Genomic DNA, 15,931 nt, shown 5'->3' with positions numbered 1-15,931 from the left:
GAGGCTCAGAGCCAATTGCTGCACGACCTGCCATAGCGGCAAGTTGCGAAAGAGGGCCAAGCCAATGACCAACCAGACGGCATGCTCAGCAGGAAGTTTGCGGCGCCGAATGGAGGCTTTGCCGGTAACGGCGAGTGCTTGCTCGATCCAGGCAGGGTCAATCAATGCGGCCAATGTCTCTAGCCGAGAAGGGGCGTGTGGCAGCGTGTCATGTAAGGCGCGTTGTAGTAGGCTCATGCAGCGAAAAAGGGAACATGATGAACATGTCCCCTTTTTACTGGATTTACATCCGCAAGTCTTAACTGACTGGCATTAGCCCAGCGGGCGGCTTTTGCATGAGCCGTGTACGGAATCAGACCCTGGGCGCGTCCTTCTCTAACTCCGCCAGGATCGCATCCGGCTCCAGGGTAATTTCCAGCACTTTGCGGATGCGGTTGAACGCCTCGCAGGCATCGGCCGGATACTTGCCGAACGGCGTCAGCCCGCCATGGCTCCAGCCCGCGGCGGCCAGCACGTCCTTGCGGAACTGCGAGCCGTCGGCGCTCCCGCCGGCGATCTGCTGCAAGGCCCGGTCAATCAGAATATGCGGAAACGGGTTGCGGGACAGCGTGGTGAAATGCTCGGGGCGAACTTCGTCGAACTGCATGGCTTACTCCTGATGCGGGGACATGATTCATCTAAGTCCAAACCAAGGCAATTCGCCAGCAGACTGTGAAGACTCACACTGCCGCCGCCGCGAACGGCGGCGACGGCGCGGCCCGATTTAGCGGTTCACCAGCAGTTTGGGATTGGAATTGCCCCACACTGTGTAGAGGTCGGCCAGCAAGGCGCCGTTGATGTCCTCCAGCTCGGCGGCGCTGATTTCGGCCTTGCCCTGCTTGCCGAACAACACCACTTCGTCGCCTATCTTGGCGCCCGGAATCTCGGTCACATCCACCATCAGCGTGTTCATCGACACCTTGCCCACCACCGGCGCGCGCTGACCATTGATCAACACATGCGCCTTATTGGTGAAAGCGCGGCGATAACCGTCGGAATACCCAACCGGGATGTTGGCAAGCAGGGACTCGCGCTTCAAGGTGTAAGTGCGGTCATAGCCCACGGTATTGCCGGCCGGATAACGGTTGACCGCCGCCACCCGCGATTTGAACGCCATCACGCGCAGATATTCGGTATGGCTGGGCACGGTGTCGCCGAAGATGGCGCCGCCCGGGCGCACCATGTCCAGCCTCGCTTCCGGCACTTCCAGCGTGGCGAAGCTATTGGCGCAGTGCAGGGTGATCTTGCTGCGGTCCAGTCCGCCGGCCTTGATCAGCCAAGCGCTTTCCTCATTGAACGCGGCCAGGCCTTTTTGCACGTCGGCCTTATCCTCCACCGGGAAGTGAGTCATGATGCCCACCACTTGCAGATTGGGCAGCTTGAGCATGGCCAGCGCGTCGCGGCGGCCTTGCTTGCTGGCCAGTTCCACGCCATTGCGGCTGATGCCGGCGGAGTTGATGGCCAGGTGGATTTGCAGCGTCTTGCCCTGCCGCTTGGCCAGCGCGGACGCCTGACGCGCCAGCTCCAGATTGCCCACCAGCTCTTGCATATCGTATTGCAGGCCGTCGGCTATCTCTTCCTGCGTGGCGCTGCGCACGCGCGCCACCACGCCTTTGTAGCCGCTGGCGCGGGCCACTCGGGCCTCTTCATTGCTGGCGATGCCCACGCAGGGAATACCCTGGCCGATGATGGACGGCATCACGTTGGCAATGCCGTGGCCGTAGGCGTCCGCCTTCAAGATGGCACACACCTTGGTGTCTGCGCCCACCAGGCGCTTGAGCTCGGCCAGGTTGTGATCCAGCGCCGCTTTATCGATTTCCAGCCAGGCGTTGCCGCGCGCGGCTTCCACGGTGGAGCCGCTGTTGGCGGCGGTCAGCGGCGGCGCCGCCATGGTCAGCGCGGGCGCCAAGGCCAGGCCCAGCGACAAGGCCAGCAGTGTTTTCTTGAATTGCATAAGTCGTCCCCCGAGTGTGAATGCCGCTTGCCGACAAGGCCATTCCGGCATTCGGGAGATGATAGGAGGCAGATATATTCATGTCGATATGAATATTCACTACTAGTCTTTGTTTTGCATAGCCTCTTGACCGCGCGCAAACCCGACAACGGTGAGCGGCCCTTGCGTGGTGCGGCGCCGCTATCCATCATGAAGAAGCGGCGCGCTGCGTCTGCGCGCTTTTTCGAGGTTCATCCGATGCGGCAATCCCTCTTTCTTCGCCGGTTGGCCGGCTGTTGGCTGACCGCCCTCATCGCGTTCGGCTGCGGATCGCCGCCGTCCGCCCTGGCAGCCGGCATGATCTACATCGGCCACGCGCCGGAAACCTCCGTCGACGAGCGCTACGACTACCATTGGGCGATTCTGCGCGCCGCCTTGGACGCTACCCGCGCAAGCTGGGGTGATTACAGCCTGCGCTTTGCGCCGCGCATGAACGAAGCGCGTCAATTGCAGGAGCTGAGCCATCCGCGCGGCCGGCTCAACGTGGTGATCCGTGAAACCAACCGCGACTACGAACGTCGCTATCTGCCGGTGCGGATTCCGATAGACCGCGGCTTGCTCGGCTATCGCGTACTGCTGATCCGGGACGCGCGGCAAGCGGATTTCGACGGGGTGGCCGGCTTGGCGGACTTGCGCCGTTTCAGCATCATCCAGGGAGACGGCTGGGGCGACAACGCCATCCTGAAACAGGCTGGACTGACCGTGGTGACCGATCCCAATTACGACGGTCTTTTCCGCATGTTGGAGCGCGGCCTGGGCGACGCGTTCTCGCGCGGCGTGGCGGAAGTGGAGGAGGAAATCCGCGTGTACCAGCCGCAATATCGGCACATGGCGCTGGAGCGGTCTTTATTGCTGTACTACCCGCTGCCCACGTACTTTTGGTTCAGCCGCGACGCGGAAGGGCAGCGGCTGGCGCAACGCGTGGACCAGGGCATGAGGCAAATGCTGCGCAACGGCGAGTACCAGCGGCTGTTCCAGAAATACCACGCCGGCCTGATCCAGCGGCTGGACCTGAAGCACCGGCGCCTGATCCGCATCGACAATCCCTTCCTGCCGCCCAGCACGCCTTTCGCCGACCGCAGCCTGTGGTTTGATCCGACCACGGCCAAATGACAGCGCTAACAAAAGCTCACGGAGAACCTGAGCCAAAGCGCGCTAAGGCAGTACAAATCGTAAGAGGATCAGGGGTTTGCTTAGCGGATCTTAAGAACGTGTTTACGATCTCGCGAGCCAGGGCGAGACAAGGCGAAAACGAGCGAAAAAACGGAATGTACGAGGGGTACATGAGCATTTTGAGCTTGTACTCACCATGCAACGCGCCACGAAGCGCAGCAGACTTTGAACAGGTTCTTAGTCCGGCTGCAAAGCCTGGCGCACACACAGCCGCTGGGCGATTTCGCGGTCCGCGCATTTGAGTTCGGCCTCCGCGCGGGCGCGGCAACGCGCGGGATTGGCGGAGCGTGCGCAATCCGGCGGCGGCAGCCGCTCGTTGACGCAGACGCGGCGCGCCTTGCCTTCCAGCCCGTCGCAAGAACTGTGCGCCGCCCGCAAGGCTTCGCAACGCTTGGCGTCGCGCTCGCGCAGGCAACTCAAGGCCGGCGTGTAAAACTGCAGGCAGGCGTGCCGGCCGTTGACCGGCAAATCATTGCAGGCCATGGTGCCCTGGCGGTACAACTCGCAACGCTGCGGCGCCGTGGCGCGGCTGCAATCCCATTGCGCCGCCGCCGCTTCCGCCAGCAAGCACAAGGCCAGCCCCAATCCCCAGGCGCGCCGCGACGCGCCGTATCCCCTATTGTTTTTCAAGGCATGCCCCTTGCGCATGACCGGTTATCTCCGCGCCCGCCTAAGCACAGCTGTTGACGATCCGCTCAATGTCGAAATGCTGATGCGCCGCGTGTACTGTTCGCTTTCTCAGCCGCAACGCCTTGTCGCTCGCGAGAGCGTGAACCGCTTTTATTGAGCGAAAACGACGCTGCGCGCTATCGCGCGGCGGACGGCCAGCCAGGCTCATGCCCGCGAAATCGGCTTGCTTCGCACACCGTTCCGGCAATGAGAATTTGAATTGGAATGAAAAGGCTGGCGTACTCTACTCAAAGCTTATCAATAGAAATCCCGCTTCGCCAGCCGGGCTTGACGCTTAGAAGGCTTAGTCCGAGCCATGCTTGCGGCGGTCCCGCCAGAAATGAGGCCTGACGCGATCCGGAGGCGGCGGCGGCGCGGCGCCATCCGGGCTCATCCGCCAATACGGCGGCGGCGGACGGTGCATCTGCTCCTTCGGCAAATCGCCGTCCTGCACCGCCTCGCGCAGACGCAAATTGCGCAGACGACGCAATTCCTTGCAGTCCGGATCGGGCTGCGCCTGGCAGCGGCGGCCCTGCGCCGGTTCCCTATCCGGCGGCATGGGGCCGCGCTCCTTCCCTCGCGCCAGGGCCGGCGCGCCGGCAAGCGCTTGCAGCAAGGCAAATATGAGAAGAATCGGCAACCGCGTCATGAAACCTGTTTTATCCTGTCGAACATGCTGGAAAAGGGACTCCGGACCCAAGTCCGGCGAGGGCGGACAGCATACACCATGCGCCGCGGATGCCAAAGGCATCGAAAGGCGCCCAAATCGCCGGAACGCCCCACTACGCAGCCTAGACTCGCGGCATGAGGGAGACATGAGCGACAATCGCTGATTTGTTAAGGTGTGTGATCGCGAGAACGGGCTTAACATATCTTCATCAGGCGCGCTGCCGCAGCCCGGGGCCAGCCGCTAAGCTGACACACCGCTCCGAGGAAAAATCGCATGGAACACAATAAGATACTGGTCGTGGACGACGACGCCAAGCTGCGCGAGCTGCTTACCCGCTATCTGAGCCAACAGGGCTACGCGGTGGAAGCTCTGCCGGACTCCAAAGACCTGGACCGCAAGCTGGCGCGCAATCGCCCGGACCTGATGGTGCTGGACGTGATGATGCCGGGCGAAGACGGCTTGGCGGTGGTGCGCCGGCTGCGCGCCCAGGGCGAAACCATTCCGGTGATCATGCTCACCGCGCGCGGCGAGGACATCGACCGCATCCTCGGCCTGGAAATGGGCGCCGACGACTACCTGCCCAAACCGTTCAATCCGCGCGAACTCACCGCCCGCATCCAATCGGTGCTGCGCCGTCATCACGCCACGCCGGCGCTGGGCGCGCGCCACGACGCCGACGAAGAGGTCGGCTTCGGCGAATTCGTGCTCAATCTGGGCCAGCGCGAACTGCGCAAAGCCGGCCAGCCGGTCACGCTGACCAGCGCGGAGTTCGCGGTGTTGTCGGTGCTGGTCAGCCACCCGCGCCGGCCGCTGACCCGCGAGCAACTGATGGAAATGGCTCTGGGCAAGGGCAACGGCGAATCGCTGGACCGCAGCATAGACGTGCACATCTCCCGGCTGCGCAAGGCGCTGGAAAGCGGCGACAGCCAACTGCGCTTCATCCAGACGGTATGGGGCTACGGCTATGTGTTCGTGCCGGACGGCACGCCGCGGGAGTAAGCCGTGCGCAAGCTGACCGGCTCGCTATTTTTCCGGCTGGCGGTGCTGGTGGTGCTGGTGGTGCTGACCACCCAGTTCGTCACCCTGTGGATGGCCGCCGGCGAACGCCACAAGCTCTTGGACAAGCAGCTGTATTCGCAAACGGTGGACACTCTGGCCTTCCTGGAAGGCACGATGGAGGCGATGACCAACACCGAGCGCGCCGAATTCCTGGCCGGCTACAACCGGCCCGGTCTGCCGCGCCTACTGCCGATCAACGCCGATCAAGGCGTCCACTTCACCGACTACGTGCCGCGCTTGGGCGAAACCCTGGCGCAGCGGCTGTCTCATGGCCTCAACGAACCCATCGAAGTGCGACACGCCCAGATAGAGGATCGCAGCGAACTCTGGGTCAACGTGCACGTGCTGGACCAGGCCTACTGGCTGGTGCTGCCCTTCGGCCGTTACAGCGACCGCCCAATCAACACCATCATGCAGGCGGCACTGCTGGCTTCCATCGTCGCCAGCTTGCTGGCCTTCGCCGTCGCCTGGCGGGTAACGCGGCCAATCAGCCGCGTGGTGCTGGCCAGCCGAGAATTGGCCGCCGGCAACATGCCGGCGGCGGTGCCGGAAGACGGCCCGCGCGAGGTCAAAGTGCTGGCCCATAATTTCAACCTGATGGCGCAGGCGCTGGACAGCGCCGCGCGCGAACGCAGGCTGATGCTGGCTGGCCTGTCCCATGACCTGCGCACGCCGCTGACCCGGCTCAAGCTGACGCTGGAGCTACAGCAGGACAGCCCGGACCAACACGATATGCTGGCCGACATCGACGAGTTGTCGCAGATCGTGCGCCAGTTCATCGACTTCGCCCGCGCCGAGGAAACCACCCGGCTGGAGCCGGTGGCCTTGGCCGACCTCGCCGCCAGCGTAGTGTCCCGCTTCACCCGCGAAGGCATGGACGCGCGTCTGGAGCGGCGGGCCGAGCCGGAATTGCAAGGCGACGGGCTGGCGCTGGAGCGGCTCTTGTCCAATCTGCTGGAAAATGCTCGCCGCTACGGCGCGCCGCCGGTGGAAGTCTGCGTCGAGCAAATCGACGGCTTCGCCGTGCTCAGCGTGCTGGACCACGGCAAGGGCATTCCGGCCGAGCTGCGCGAAACAGCGTTGGCTCCGTTTGAACGGCTAGCCGAACACCGCGGCACAGACGGCGGCAGCGGCCTGGGCTTGGCCATCGTAAGCCGCGTGGTCAAGCAGCATAGAGGCCGGCTGGAGTTCTGCGATCAGTCCGATGGCTTCAAGCTGGCCGTTTACCTACCGTTGACCGCCGGTTGAGAATCGGTTTAAGAACCTGTTTACGATCAGCTGCGCTGCGGGGATACGGCGTTGAAAACCCCTTCGAAATGCTCATGTACCACGTGTACATTCCGCTTTCTCAGCCATTTTCGCCTTGTCTCGCTCTTGCTCGCTAGATCGTAAACACGTTCTAAGCGCCGCCCGCCTGCCGGGCGGCGCTCAGCGAAAACGCAGCATCATCCACAAGCCGGCCATACTCAAAGCCAGACCGCCGAGTTTGCCCAGCGACGGTTGTTCGCGAAACAGCAGATAGCCCAGCGGCAGCAACACCAGCGCGGTCAGCACATTGGAACTGAGCGCCGCGTAGCCGACATGCCAGCCGGCGCGATAGGCCAGCAAAAAACCCAGCTCGATCCCGACGATGCCCGCCGCTACCCCCAGGCTGCTCCAATTCAGCGCGGCCAATCCGCGCTGGCCGCCTCCGGGCAAGCACCACATTCCCAACACGCACACCAACATGGCCACGCCATAACTGACCGCCAATGAAAAGAAGGGATTCGCCGCCTCCGGCACCTGCTTGATCGACAAGTGATAGACGACGGAGCCGGCGACCGCCAGCAACAACGCCGCGATAAACATGTTTGCGCGCCTCATCAGAAATATTCGCCTACAGGCTAAACCTTCCCGCCAGTTATAGGTAGACTGAAAATTCAAGGCATTGTTATAAGAAAATATCATGACTGGAGACTTGGACACCGGCTTGCTTCGCGCGCTGATCGCCGTGGCTCGCCGCGGCAGCATCAACCGCGCGGCCACGGACTTGGGACGCACTCAGCCGGCTTTGAGCCTGCAATTGCGCAAACTGGAACGGCACTGCGGCCAAACCCTGCTGCAGCGTTCGCCGCGCGGCGTCAGCCTCACCACGGCGGGGCTACAATTGCTACCCTACGCCGAACGCATCGTCAGCCTGACGGAACAAATGCGCCCATCCATGCCGGCCGCGCCGGCCAGCCGCTGCCGCATCGGATTGATCGAGGATCTGGTCAGCCGCAATCTGCCGCAGGTATTGGCGGACTTCGCCGCGGCGCGGCCGCAACTGCAACTGGACATCCGGGTGGCGCCGGGGCGGGAATTGAGCGCGGCCTTCCAACGCGAAGAGTTGGATTTGCTGATCGCCAGCCCGCGGGTGACGCAACTGGACGCCACGCCCAGCTGGGTGGTGGAATGCCCGCTGCCCTGGTTGGCCCAAAACGGCGCGATGCCGGCCGCCGAACCCTTGCCTTTGATTCTGTTCGCCGCGCCCTGCAGTTGGCGCGACGCCATGCTGCAAGCGCTTGAAACCGCCGGGCGCTCCTACCGCGTGGTCCTGGAAAGCTCCAGCCTGCTGGCGGTGCAGGCCGCCTTGCAAGCCGGGCTGGGCGTCGGCGCCTTGCTGTCGGACGACGAGCTGCCCGGCATCGCCCCGCTGCCGCGAGAATCGCTGCCGCCGCTGCCCGCGGTGCCGATGGCGTTGTACCGGCGGACGGAGAGCCTGGGGGACCCCGCTCTGGATCAATTGGCGCGGCTGTTCTTTCTACAGCTCAGCCAACGGACGGGATAGCGACGAAGCCGCATCAAGCCGGCTGCAGGCCGGCCATCACCGCGCCCTCCCAGCCTATCAGTTCCACCTTGCGTTCCGCCCCCCAACGGTATTCGCCCAAAGCGCCCTCGGCGCGGATCACTCGGTGGCAGGGAATCAACCAGGCCACCGGATTGGCGCCCACCGCGCTGCCCACCGCCCGCGCCGCCCGAGGTCGCCCCACCGCAGCGGCGATCTGGCCGTAGCTGGCGAAACCGCCGTAGGGAATCGACAACAGCGCGCGCCAGACCTGAATCTGGAAATTGCTGCCCTGCACCCGCAGCGCCAGCGGCGCCTGACCCTCCGCGCGCAGCGGTTCGAACATGGCGGCGGCCACCGCCGCGCCGCCGCCCGGCACGTGGCGCAACGCGGCTTTGGGCCAGCGCCGGCTCAGCCAGGCCACGGCCTCGATCTCGTCCGCCACGAATTGCGCCGCGCACACGCCGCGCGCGGTGAGCGCCACCAGCACCGAGCCGAAACGGCTGGCCTCCACGCTCCATTCGATTTCCAGCCCGGCACCACCGTTGCGGTATTCGCCCGGCGTCATCGCTTCCAGCGTCACGAACAAATCGTGCAGGCGTCCGCCGCCGGACAGTCCCAGCTCATGCGACAACGGCAACAAGGCCTGTCCACTCAGCCTCGCCTTGGCCGCCTCGCAGGTCAGATGCTGCAAAAAACGCTTGGGACTGACCCCGGCCCAACGAGTGAACAGCCGCTGCAGCCTCGATTCCGACAGATGCAGCGCGTCGGCCAGCTCGGCCAGTTCCGGCTGGCGCTCGGCGTTCGCCACCAGATAGCGAATGGCGTCGCGGATGCGGCCGTAGTCGCGGTCTTCTTCGAGAATTTCGCCGTTCATGGTCTGTTCTCCATTCGATCACAGCGCCAGCATAAGCAGATCGGGCCGCCGCGGCGACCCGATTCTTGTCGACTTGCGCGCAGCGCCCCTCATATCGCGTGCAGCAGGGAATATTGAATTTCCGACAGGGCTTGCGGCACGCGGATGAAGGAAAGCGGCATGCCCAACAGCCTGGCCATGTGGGAGGTGGAGAACAGCCCGCACAACTCGTGATGGCCGCTGCTCGGATTAAGCTCAGCCACCAGCGCGTGCTGACGTCCCATCTGCTTCATCGTCGCCACCATGTGGCCCACGCTGGCGTGTTCGATATCAAGCAGGCTCAGGGCCTCCAGTTGCTTGCGCGGCGTCATCACGTCGCCAACGCCGATATCGACGTAATGTTTGCCGTGTTCCTTCATGCACTGGATAGGCCGCTCGCCCAGCAAATCGGTGGCCGTGATCAAGCCGGTGAATTGCCCGTCGCCATCGTGGACGAACAACAGCCGTATGCCGTGGCTGATCATCCGGTCGTGCGCTTCGCGCAAGCTGGCGCTCTGATGAATGCCCACCGGATTGATCAATCGCAAATCGGTCATGACCTCCAGGGCCGAGCTGTTCAGGGTGATGGGCGGGTGCGGGCGCTGATCCAGACGCACCAGGTCGGTGGTGGACGGCAGGCTCATCGTGGGCAACACGCTGTAATTGGCTAACATGGTAGCTCCTTGTCTTCTTAGACAGCGGAGTCGATGCGGCGGCGCCTTGCGCCAGTCATGTTCGATCTGTCCGCTCGGAAGTTTTCCGACGGCGTGGACCGGCCTGGGGCATGACTGGGTTTTGCACGTCCGTCCCGGGCCGGCGGCCTCGGGGGAGTCGCGTCGGCGACGCGGCTCTTGTTTGAAGAGTAGAAGAAGGCGCGGCGCAGATCAGCCGGCGAATCATTAATTTTTTCGCAAGCGAGGGCGCGGGACTCCCGCCCTCGCGGATTAGGCCTGCAGCTTGCGGCGAAACAGGGCGCTCATGCGCTGGCTGGCCCCGCTATGGGCGCCGCTGAAGGCCAACGCCGACTCGCGCATCGTCAGGCGGCGATTTTCATCGCCCAACAGCTCTACCACGGCGCCGATCAACTCCGCGGCGTTCGCCACCTGGCGCGCGGCGCCGGCGGCCAGCGCCAGCGCCGCCGCCTGTTTGAAATTGAAAATGGACGGACCAAACAATACCGGCACGCCCACGCTGGCCGGCTCGATCAGATTATGACAGCCCAAGGGCAGCAAACTGCCGCCGACGAAGGCCAGGTCGCCGCAAGCGAAGTAGGCGAACGCTTCGCCCATGCTGTCGCCCAGCCATACCCGGGTGGCGGGGTCCACCGCCGCGCCGTCGCTGCGGCGCTGCACTCTCAGGCCGCGGCTCTCGGCCAACGCGGCCACATCGCCGAACCGCTCGGGATGACGCGGCACCAGCACCAGCAGCGCGTCGCCCAACTCTTGGCCCGCCGCCCGCCACGCATCAAGAATCAAGGCCTCTTCACCATCGCGGGTACTGGCGCAGACCAGGACCCGGCGTCGGCCTATCCTGGATTTGAACTCGCCGGCCAGCGTCAGCTGTGCCGGCGGCGGCTGGATATCGTATTTAGTATTGCCGCAGACTTCCACCTCGCATGCGCCCAATTGCCGCAAACGTTCGCCATCTTCCGGCGTTTGCGCGGCAACGGCGCTCAACGCCGCCACCGCGGGTGAAATCAGCCCGCTGATTTTCAGATAACCATTCAGCGATTTTTCAGACAAACGCGCATTGGCCAGAAACAAGGGCACCTTCTGCTCGGCGGCGGCGTGAATCAGATTGGGCCACAGCTCGGTCTCCATCAACACGCCCAGGCGCGGCCGGTAGGCGGCGAGAAAAGCCTGCGCGGCTTGAGGGTAATCGTAGGGCAGATAGCGCACTTCGGCGTCGGGATACAGCTGCAAGGCGGTGGCGCGCCCGGTGGGCGTCATCTGCGTCATCAACAACGGCGCGTCCGGCCAGGCTTCGCGCAACGCCGCCACCAAGGGCTGCGCGGCGCGGGTTTCACCCACCGATACCGCGTGGATCCAGATCGCCCCTTGCGCGCGCGGCTGCAGTTGGCTGCCGAAACGCTCGTCCCAATGCTCCAGATAGGCCGGCGCCTTGCGCGCCCGTTTCTTCAGATAGTGCCGCACCAGCGGCGTGGCCAGCAGCCAGGCCCAGGAATACAGTCTGCGTTGCCAATTCATGTCCAGTCCTTGCGCGCGAACAAGGCATGCAGCGCCTCGTCCACAGACGGGCACAGCCCGATTCCACCCAAATTGGTGGCCCACGGCGTTTCCACCACGCCGGTGGCGGCCGGATCCGTATCGGTGTAAATCGCCGCCAAGGGCACGTTCAGCGCATTGGCCAGGTGAGTCAACCCGGTGTCCACGCCCACCACCGCGTTGGCGTGACCAAGAAGGCCGGCGGCTTCGACCAAATTCATCTTGGGCGCCACCACCGCGGCCGGCATCTGCGCGGCCAGCCTTTCGGCGCGCTCGCGCTCGCGATCATTGCCCCAGGGCAACACCATCACCAGATCATGCTGCATGGACAAACGTTTGCCCAGCTCCACCCAATGGTCTTCCGGCCACTCTTTGGACGTTTTGCTGGTGGCGTGCAGCAATACCGCGTAGCGGCCGGACAACACCCAGCCGGGCCGCTCGCCGGCCGGCACGCCGAAACGGGGCGCGCCCTGCGGCTGATAACCAAATATCCGCGCGAACAACAGGCGGTTGCGTTCTATCGCCGACAAGCTCCAGCTCACCTTGTGGCGCTTATCGTAAAAACAGCTGGCCAACGATTCCCGAGCGCTGCCCCAGTCGTAGCCGGTCAGCGGCGCCTTGGCCCAACTGGCCGGCAAAGCGCTTTTCAACAGGCCCTGGCTGTCCACCACCAATTCCCAACGTGTCTCGCGCAGTTGCCGTCGCAAGGTACGGATCTCTCGCCAGGTGGACGGCAGCCACCATCGTTTGCGCCAGCTCCGCCAATTCAAGGCAATCACCCTGTCCACCGCCGGATGCAAACGGGCAATGTCGGCGAAAGCCTCTTCGGCCAGCCAACTGATGCGGAAATTGGGGTAATGCGCTTTCAACTCGGAAATGGCGGGCCAAGTGTGGATAAGGTCGCCCATCGACGAGGTGCGCACAATCAGCACATTCATCATGGCGCGCATTGTACCCGAGCATGCCTGTGGTTAACCAAGTAAAATCCCTGCAGTTCAATTGTGGATAAACCGCTGTGGACAACTAAGCTCGAATTTATCCACAATTTGCGCTGCCGCAGCGCACCTAAACTATCCAAAGCTCATCAACAGGACAAGTAACTGAACCCTTTGAGGTTTTTGTAGTTTATCCACAGTAATGGCTGACTATATCAGTTTCATCAATATAAAATTGCGTTAAAGAGTTATTGGTGGCGTAAGAAGGTCCGCAGGCAAATTTACGCCATGCACAAGCAGGTGGGAACAAATGGGATCGAAGCTGTGGACAAGTAAGAACTTCAATGAATGACCAGATTTATCCACAAGTCTTCCTTCTGCAAAAAGATAGGTGAACAACAAGTTCCCATCGCACTCAACACCATGAAAACAATGTGAAAAACATAGTTATCCACAGAAAACGGACGACTTCTACTAGTTTCTTCAAATTACATATGGGAAAACATATAACAAGATGCGTGCGCGAATTAGCGTGGTGCTAATCACCAAGAATGCGGAAACATCGCTGGAAAAATGTTTGGGCAGCGTGGACTTCGCTGATGAAATCGTGCTTGTGGATTCAGGTAGCACGGACAGGACATTGGCGATAGCTTCCGCCTATAAGGCAAAAGTTATCCACCAAGACTGGCTGGGATTCGGTCCTCAGAAGCAATTGGCGGTAGAAGCCGCCAGCCACGACTGGGTGTTGTGTCTGGATGCAGACGAGTGGCTTTCACCTGGGTTAGTCAATGAAATCAAAGAGATGCTGGACAATCCACAGGCAACGGCCTTTCAATTTCCACGTTGCAACCGTTTCATGGGTCGTTTTCTGAAACACGGCGAAGGCTATCCGGACTGGTCCTTACGCTTGTTTCATCGTGGCCATGCGCGCTGGTCAGATGATTTGGTACACGAGTACGTGATCGCGAACGGCCCTGTGCATAAGCTGCAGCACGAGCTGATGCACGAGTCCGGCGAAGACATCGCGCTATATCTGAGCAAGCAGAACCGCTACACCAGTCTGCAGGCTGAACAGCTGTTGCAAGGGGGAAAACGTGTGGGTATCGCGAAACTTATCCTCAGCCCCTTGCTGCGCTTCCTCAAGTTCTACTTTTTTCGCCGTGGTTTTCTCGATGGCGTGCCCGGTTTGGTCCACATCAGCATCGGCTGCTTCAACAGCTACATCAAATACGCCAAATTGATCGAACTACGCCGCTTGAAAAACAAATAACCGGCTTGCCGGCAGTCCCGCCTTGTGCTGACAATGTCATTTCCTTTAGCAACTGGGCGAAGACAGATGGTGGACATCAGGACAATGCGAGCGGAGGATGCGCTTGCGGTGGCGCGGCTATGCCTGGATCTGGGCTACGAGGCGACGGAGACGGAAATCGGCGAGCGCTTCGTACGGCTGGCAGCGCTGCCGGACAACCAGGTTTGGGTGGCCGAACGCGACGGCGTCGTGTTCGGCTGGGCTCACTGCCGCGGCGTGCATTCATTGCAAACACCGCCCGCGGTCGAGATCGTAGGCATCGTGGTGAGTCAGGCTTGTCAGAGGCAAGGGCTGGGACAGCGTTTGCTTAGCGCTTGTGAAGCCTGGGCGCTACAGCGGGGCTACGAGGCCATCCGTCTACGTTCCAACATCAAGCGTGTTGAAGCCCACGCCTTCTATCGCCATCTCGGCTATCAGCAATTGAAAACCAGCCACAGCTTCGCCCTGGATCTGAGGGATGGACAATGATTGACTGCCCATGATGCTTATCCACAGGAGACGCTTTCCATGATGGTTTTTCCCGCGCCGTTGCAGCCGGGGGATCGCATTGCCGTCACCGCCTTTTCCTCCGGCGTGCCCCCGGTCTTGCACGGGCAGCTGGATCGCGCGCTGCAATGCCTGCGAGATCAGGGCTGGCAGGTGGTGGAGGGCGCTTGTCTGCGCGGCGAGTCCCAGGACGCCAGCGCGCCGGTCGCCGAACGTCTGGCGGAGCTGAACCATTTTCTTTTCGATCCGGAGATTCGCGCCATCCTGCCGCCCTGGGGCGGGGAGCGGGCGATGGAACTGCTGGCCGGCATCGATTTCGCCGCCTTGGCGCGTTTGCCGCCCAAATGGCTGGCCGGGTTTTCCGATATTTCCACCGTGCTGACGCCGCTGACCCTGTTGGCGGGGTGGGCGACCTTGCACGGGCCGAACCTATTCGATCTGGGAAATCCGCAGCGGATGGAAGAGAATTCGGCGCTGCTGCACGCCTTGCGCCACGGTTTGCCGCCGCAGCAAGGCCATTACACGGCGTTTTGGCGCTGGGACGCTCCCGGAGAGCGTTATCCGTCCACGCTGCGCGTGTTGGGCGCGCAAAAGGCCCGCATGGCCGGCAGGCTGATAGGCGGCTGCCTGGATACGCTGAGCCGGCTGCAGGGCAGCCCTTACTTCGATTTGCGCGCGTTCAAACGAGAACCCGCGCTGCTTTACCTGGAAAACTGCGCGTTGAGGCCTTGCGAGTTGCTGCGCGCTTTGCTGGGCCTGAGGCTGTCCGGCGCGCTGGACGGCTTGAGCGGGCTGGTGTTGGGCCGCAGCAGCGGACCGGACGCCGCCGACGCCCAGGCCTTGAGCTACAGCCGGGCTTTGGAGGCCGCTTTGGACGGACTGCCATACCCGGTGGTGGTGGACGCCGATATCGGCCATGTGCCGCCGCAATGGACATTGATGAACGGCGCCTGGGCCGAACTGGAAGTGGACGCGGGCCAGGCCACGCTGCGTTTTGAGAAAGGATGCGCATGAGTTGGCAATATCGTTTGGCCGGGGCGGGGGATGTGGACGCGTTGCGGACGCTGATCACGGAGCACGGACCCAATCCGTGGAACTGGCTGCCGGCGGACGGGGTGGAGCAGAGTTTGCGCCAGGTGGCTGCCGGCGAAGCCTGGGCGGCCTTGTTCGAGCGAGACGGCCTGCTGGGCGCCGCCATCCTGTATCGGCTGCACGACGCTTTTCCCCAACACCGGCCGGCTGACGTGGCGGCGGACGCCGCCGGCTACATCATGGAGGCGGTGGTGCGGCGCGATCAGGCCGGGCAGGGGCTGGGCAGCTTGTTGTTGCGACAGGCTTGCGAGGATCTGGCCGCGCGCGGCGCGCGCTGGGTGACGGCGGACCGCCACGAGGAAAACGCCGCGTCCGGCGGCATGATGCGCAAGGCGGGTTTCGTCGAACTGGCCAGCTTCGACGATTGGGAACGCCGCGCTAGCGGCAGCCGTCGCAGCACGGTATGCGGGCGCTTGCTGGGCTGAGCGCTTAAGAACCCGTTGACGGTCTGCGGCGCTGCGGCGGGACTTTAAGCAGGAGGCGTTGAAAACCGCTTAAGAATGCTCGCCTACCACCTGTGCATTCCGCTTTCTCAGCGCTTTTCGTCTTGTCTCGCCCTGGCTCGCGAGATCGTAAACAG

The 15,931-nt window shown here is 62.8% G+C and carries 18 protein-coding genes; 8 read left to right on the top strand and 10 right to left on the bottom strand.

Annotated features, from left to right (window positions below):
- From B0T39_RS13975 to alr, 3 genes are all read right to left on the bottom strand, one after another.
- Positions 1–237: transposase domain-containing protein (locus B0T39_RS13975; RefSeq protein ID WP_176219463.1), on the bottom strand; the 237-nt coding region annotated here is incomplete at its 3' end.
- Positions 238–352: 115 nt separating this feature from the next.
- Positions 353–646, bottom strand: a complete 294-nt coding sequence (locus B0T39_RS13970) for a hypothetical protein (protein ID WP_081547601.1) — start codon at positions 644–646, stop codon at positions 353–355.
- 117 nt (positions 647–763) lie between these two features.
- Positions 764–1,993, bottom strand: a complete 1,230-nt coding sequence (alr, locus tag B0T39_RS13965; protein ID WP_081547599.1) for an alanine racemase — start codon at positions 1,991–1,993, stop codon at positions 764–766.
- A 237-nt stretch (positions 1,994–2,230) separates the two neighbouring features.
- Here alr and B0T39_RS13960 point away from each other — a divergent pair, with 237 nt between their 5' ends.
- Entirely contained in the window at positions 2,231–3,145 is a 915-nt protein-coding gene (locus tag B0T39_RS13960; protein WP_141111226.1) for an ABC transporter substrate-binding protein, read from the top strand.
- Between the two features lie 237 nt (positions 3,146–3,382).
- On the opposite strand, the gene B0T39_RS13955 is transcribed toward B0T39_RS13960, so the two are convergent.
- Both B0T39_RS13955 and B0T39_RS13950 read right to left on the bottom strand, forming a co-directional pair.
- Positions 3,383–3,835 carry a hypothetical protein gene (locus B0T39_RS13955; RefSeq protein WP_141111225.1) on the bottom strand — a complete coding sequence of 151 codons (453 nt, stop codon included), beginning with the start codon at positions 3,833–3,835 and terminating at the stop codon, positions 3,383–3,385.
- Positions 3,836–4,178: 343 nt separating this feature from the next.
- Positions 4,179–4,433, bottom strand: a complete 255-nt coding sequence (locus B0T39_RS13950; RefSeq protein WP_166451644.1) for a hypothetical protein — start codon at positions 4,431–4,433, stop codon at positions 4,179–4,181.
- A gap of 384 nt (positions 4,434–4,817) precedes the next feature.
- On the opposite strand from B0T39_RS13950, the gene ompR reads away from it, so the two are divergent.
- Both ompR and B0T39_RS13940 read left to right on the top strand, forming a co-directional pair.
- The gene (gene ompR, locus B0T39_RS13945) at positions 4,818–5,543 is read left to right on the top strand and encodes an osmolarity response regulator transcription factor OmpR (RefSeq protein WP_081547591.1); all 726 of its coding nucleotides are present in this window, start codon (positions 4,818–4,820) and stop codon (positions 5,541–5,543) included.
- 3 nt (positions 5,544–5,546) lie between these two features.
- Positions 5,547–6,851, top strand: coding sequence for an ATP-binding protein (locus tag B0T39_RS13940; protein WP_081547589.1), 1,305 nt, complete (start codon positions 5,547–5,549; stop codon positions 6,849–6,851).
- A gap of 180 nt (positions 6,852–7,031) precedes the next feature.
- Here the strand turns inward: B0T39_RS13940 and B0T39_RS13935 are convergent, their stop codons facing one another.
- Positions 7,032–7,451 (bottom strand): EamA family transporter, encoded by a 420-nt coding sequence (locus B0T39_RS13935; protein ID WP_081547587.1) that lies wholly within the window; start codon positions 7,449–7,451, stop codon positions 7,032–7,034.
- 97 nt (positions 7,452–7,548) lie between these two features.
- On the opposite strand from B0T39_RS13935, the gene B0T39_RS13930 reads away from it, so the two are divergent.
- The gene (locus tag B0T39_RS13930; protein WP_081547585.1) at positions 7,549–8,412 is read left to right on the top strand and encodes a LysR substrate-binding domain-containing protein; all 864 of its coding nucleotides are present in this window, start codon (positions 7,549–7,551) and stop codon (positions 8,410–8,412) included.
- A gap of 13 nt (positions 8,413–8,425) precedes the next feature.
- Here the strand turns inward: B0T39_RS13930 and B0T39_RS26400 are convergent, their stop codons facing one another.
- The 4 genes from B0T39_RS26400 to waaC form a co-directional block, all read right to left on the bottom strand.
- Positions 8,426–9,286 (bottom strand): methylated-DNA--[protein]-cysteine S-methyltransferase, encoded by an 861-nt coding sequence (locus B0T39_RS26400; RefSeq protein WP_081547583.1) that lies wholly within the window; start codon positions 9,284–9,286, stop codon positions 8,426–8,428.
- Between the two features lie 89 nt (positions 9,287–9,375).
- Positions 9,376–9,978, bottom strand: a complete 603-nt coding sequence (locus B0T39_RS13920) for a CBS domain-containing protein (protein ID WP_081547581.1) — start codon at positions 9,976–9,978, stop codon at positions 9,376–9,378.
- 270 nt (positions 9,979–10,248) lie between these two features.
- Positions 10,249–11,511 carry a lipid IV(A) 3-deoxy-D-manno-octulosonic acid transferase gene (gene waaA, locus B0T39_RS13915; protein ID WP_081547579.1) on the bottom strand — a complete coding sequence of 421 codons (1,263 nt, stop codon included), beginning with the start codon at positions 11,509–11,511 and terminating at the stop codon, positions 10,249–10,251.
- Positions 11,508–12,467 carry a lipopolysaccharide heptosyltransferase I gene (waaC, locus tag B0T39_RS13910; RefSeq protein ID WP_081547609.1) on the bottom strand — a complete coding sequence of 320 codons (960 nt, stop codon included), beginning with the start codon at positions 12,465–12,467 and terminating at the stop codon, positions 11,508–11,510. Before waaC ends, waaA begins: the two co-directional genes overlap by 4 nt.
- A 529-nt stretch (positions 12,468–12,996) precedes the next feature.
- On the opposite strand from waaC, the gene B0T39_RS13905 reads away from it, so the two are divergent.
- The 4 genes from B0T39_RS13905 to B0T39_RS13890 all read left to right on the top strand — a co-directional run bounded on the left by B0T39_RS13905 (position 12,997) and on the right by B0T39_RS13890 (position 15,776).
- Positions 12,997–13,734 carry a glycosyltransferase family 2 protein gene (locus tag B0T39_RS13905; protein ID WP_254894560.1) on the top strand — a complete coding sequence of 246 codons (738 nt, stop codon included), beginning with the start codon at positions 12,997–12,999 and terminating at the stop codon, positions 13,732–13,734.
- An 84-nt stretch (positions 13,735–13,818) separates the two neighbouring features.
- Complete coding sequence (locus B0T39_RS13900; protein WP_176219552.1) at positions 13,819–14,241, top strand: GNAT family N-acetyltransferase; 423 nt, start codon at positions 13,819–13,821, stop codon at positions 14,239–14,241.
- Positions 14,242–14,280: 39 nt separating this feature from the next.
- Positions 14,281–15,273 (top strand): S66 family peptidase, encoded by a 993-nt coding sequence (locus B0T39_RS13895; RefSeq protein WP_081547573.1) that lies wholly within the window; start codon positions 14,281–14,283, stop codon positions 15,271–15,273.
- Positions 15,270–15,776, top strand: coding sequence for a GNAT family N-acetyltransferase (locus B0T39_RS13890; RefSeq protein ID WP_081547607.1), 507 nt, complete (start codon positions 15,270–15,272; stop codon positions 15,774–15,776). Before B0T39_RS13895 ends, B0T39_RS13890 begins: the two co-directional genes overlap by 4 nt.
- The last annotated feature ends 155 nt before the right edge of the window (positions 15,777–15,931 follow it).

Source organism: Chromobacterium haemolyticum (genome assembly GCF_002081825.1).
In the GTDB taxonomy this organism is placed as follows: domain Bacteria; phylum Pseudomonadota; class Gammaproteobacteria; order Burkholderiales; family Chromobacteriaceae; genus Chromobacterium; species Chromobacterium fluminis.
Note: the sequence above shows the minus strand (reverse complement) of the source record. Positions and strands in the feature narration are given on the sequence as shown.

Coding starts and splice junctions, on each gene's coding strand:
- B0T39_RS13930 (WP_081547585.1), top strand. CDS start 7,549: ATGACTGGAGACTTGGACACCGGCTTGCTTCGCGCGCTGATCGCCGTG.
- B0T39_RS13935 (WP_081547587.1), bottom strand. CDS start 7,451: ATGTTTATCGCGGCGTTGTTGCTGGCGGTCGCCGGCTCCGTCGTCTAT.
- B0T39_RS13960 (WP_141111226.1), top strand. CDS start 2,231: ATGCGGCAATCCCTCTTTCTTCGCCGGTTGGCCGGCTGTTGGCTGACC.
- waaA (WP_081547579.1), bottom strand. CDS start 11,511: ATGAATTGGCAACGCAGACTGTATTCCTGGGCCTGGCTGCTGGCCACG.
- B0T39_RS13890 (WP_081547607.1), top strand. CDS start 15,270: ATGAGTTGGCAATATCGTTTGGCCGGGGCGGGGGATGTGGACGCGTTG.
- ompR (WP_081547591.1), top strand. CDS start 4,818: ATGGAACACAATAAGATACTGGTCGTGGACGACGACGCCAAGCTGCGC.
- waaC (WP_081547609.1), bottom strand. CDS start 12,467: ATGAATGTGCTGATTGTGCGCACCTCGTCGATGGGCGACCTTATCCAC.
- B0T39_RS13950 (WP_166451644.1), bottom strand. CDS start 4,433: ATGCCGCCGGATAGGGAACCGGCGCAGGGCCGCCGCTGCCAGGCGCAG.
- B0T39_RS13970 (WP_081547601.1), bottom strand. CDS start 646: ATGCAGTTCGACGAAGTTCGCCCCGAGCATTTCACCACGCTGTCCCGC.
- alr (WP_081547599.1), bottom strand. CDS start 1,993: ATGCAATTCAAGAAAACACTGCTGGCCTTGTCGCTGGGCCTGGCCTTG.
- B0T39_RS13895 (WP_081547573.1), top strand. CDS start 14,281: ATGATGGTTTTTCCCGCGCCGTTGCAGCCGGGGGATCGCATTGCCGTC.
- B0T39_RS13900 (WP_176219552.1), top strand. CDS start 13,819: ATGCGAGCGGAGGATGCGCTTGCGGTGGCGCGGCTATGCCTGGATCTG.
- B0T39_RS26400 (WP_081547583.1), bottom strand. CDS start 9,286: ATGAACGGCGAAATTCTCGAAGAAGACCGCGACTACGGCCGCATCCGC.
- B0T39_RS13920 (WP_081547581.1), bottom strand. CDS start 9,978: ATGTTAGCCAATTACAGCGTGTTGCCCACGATGAGCCTGCCGTCCACC.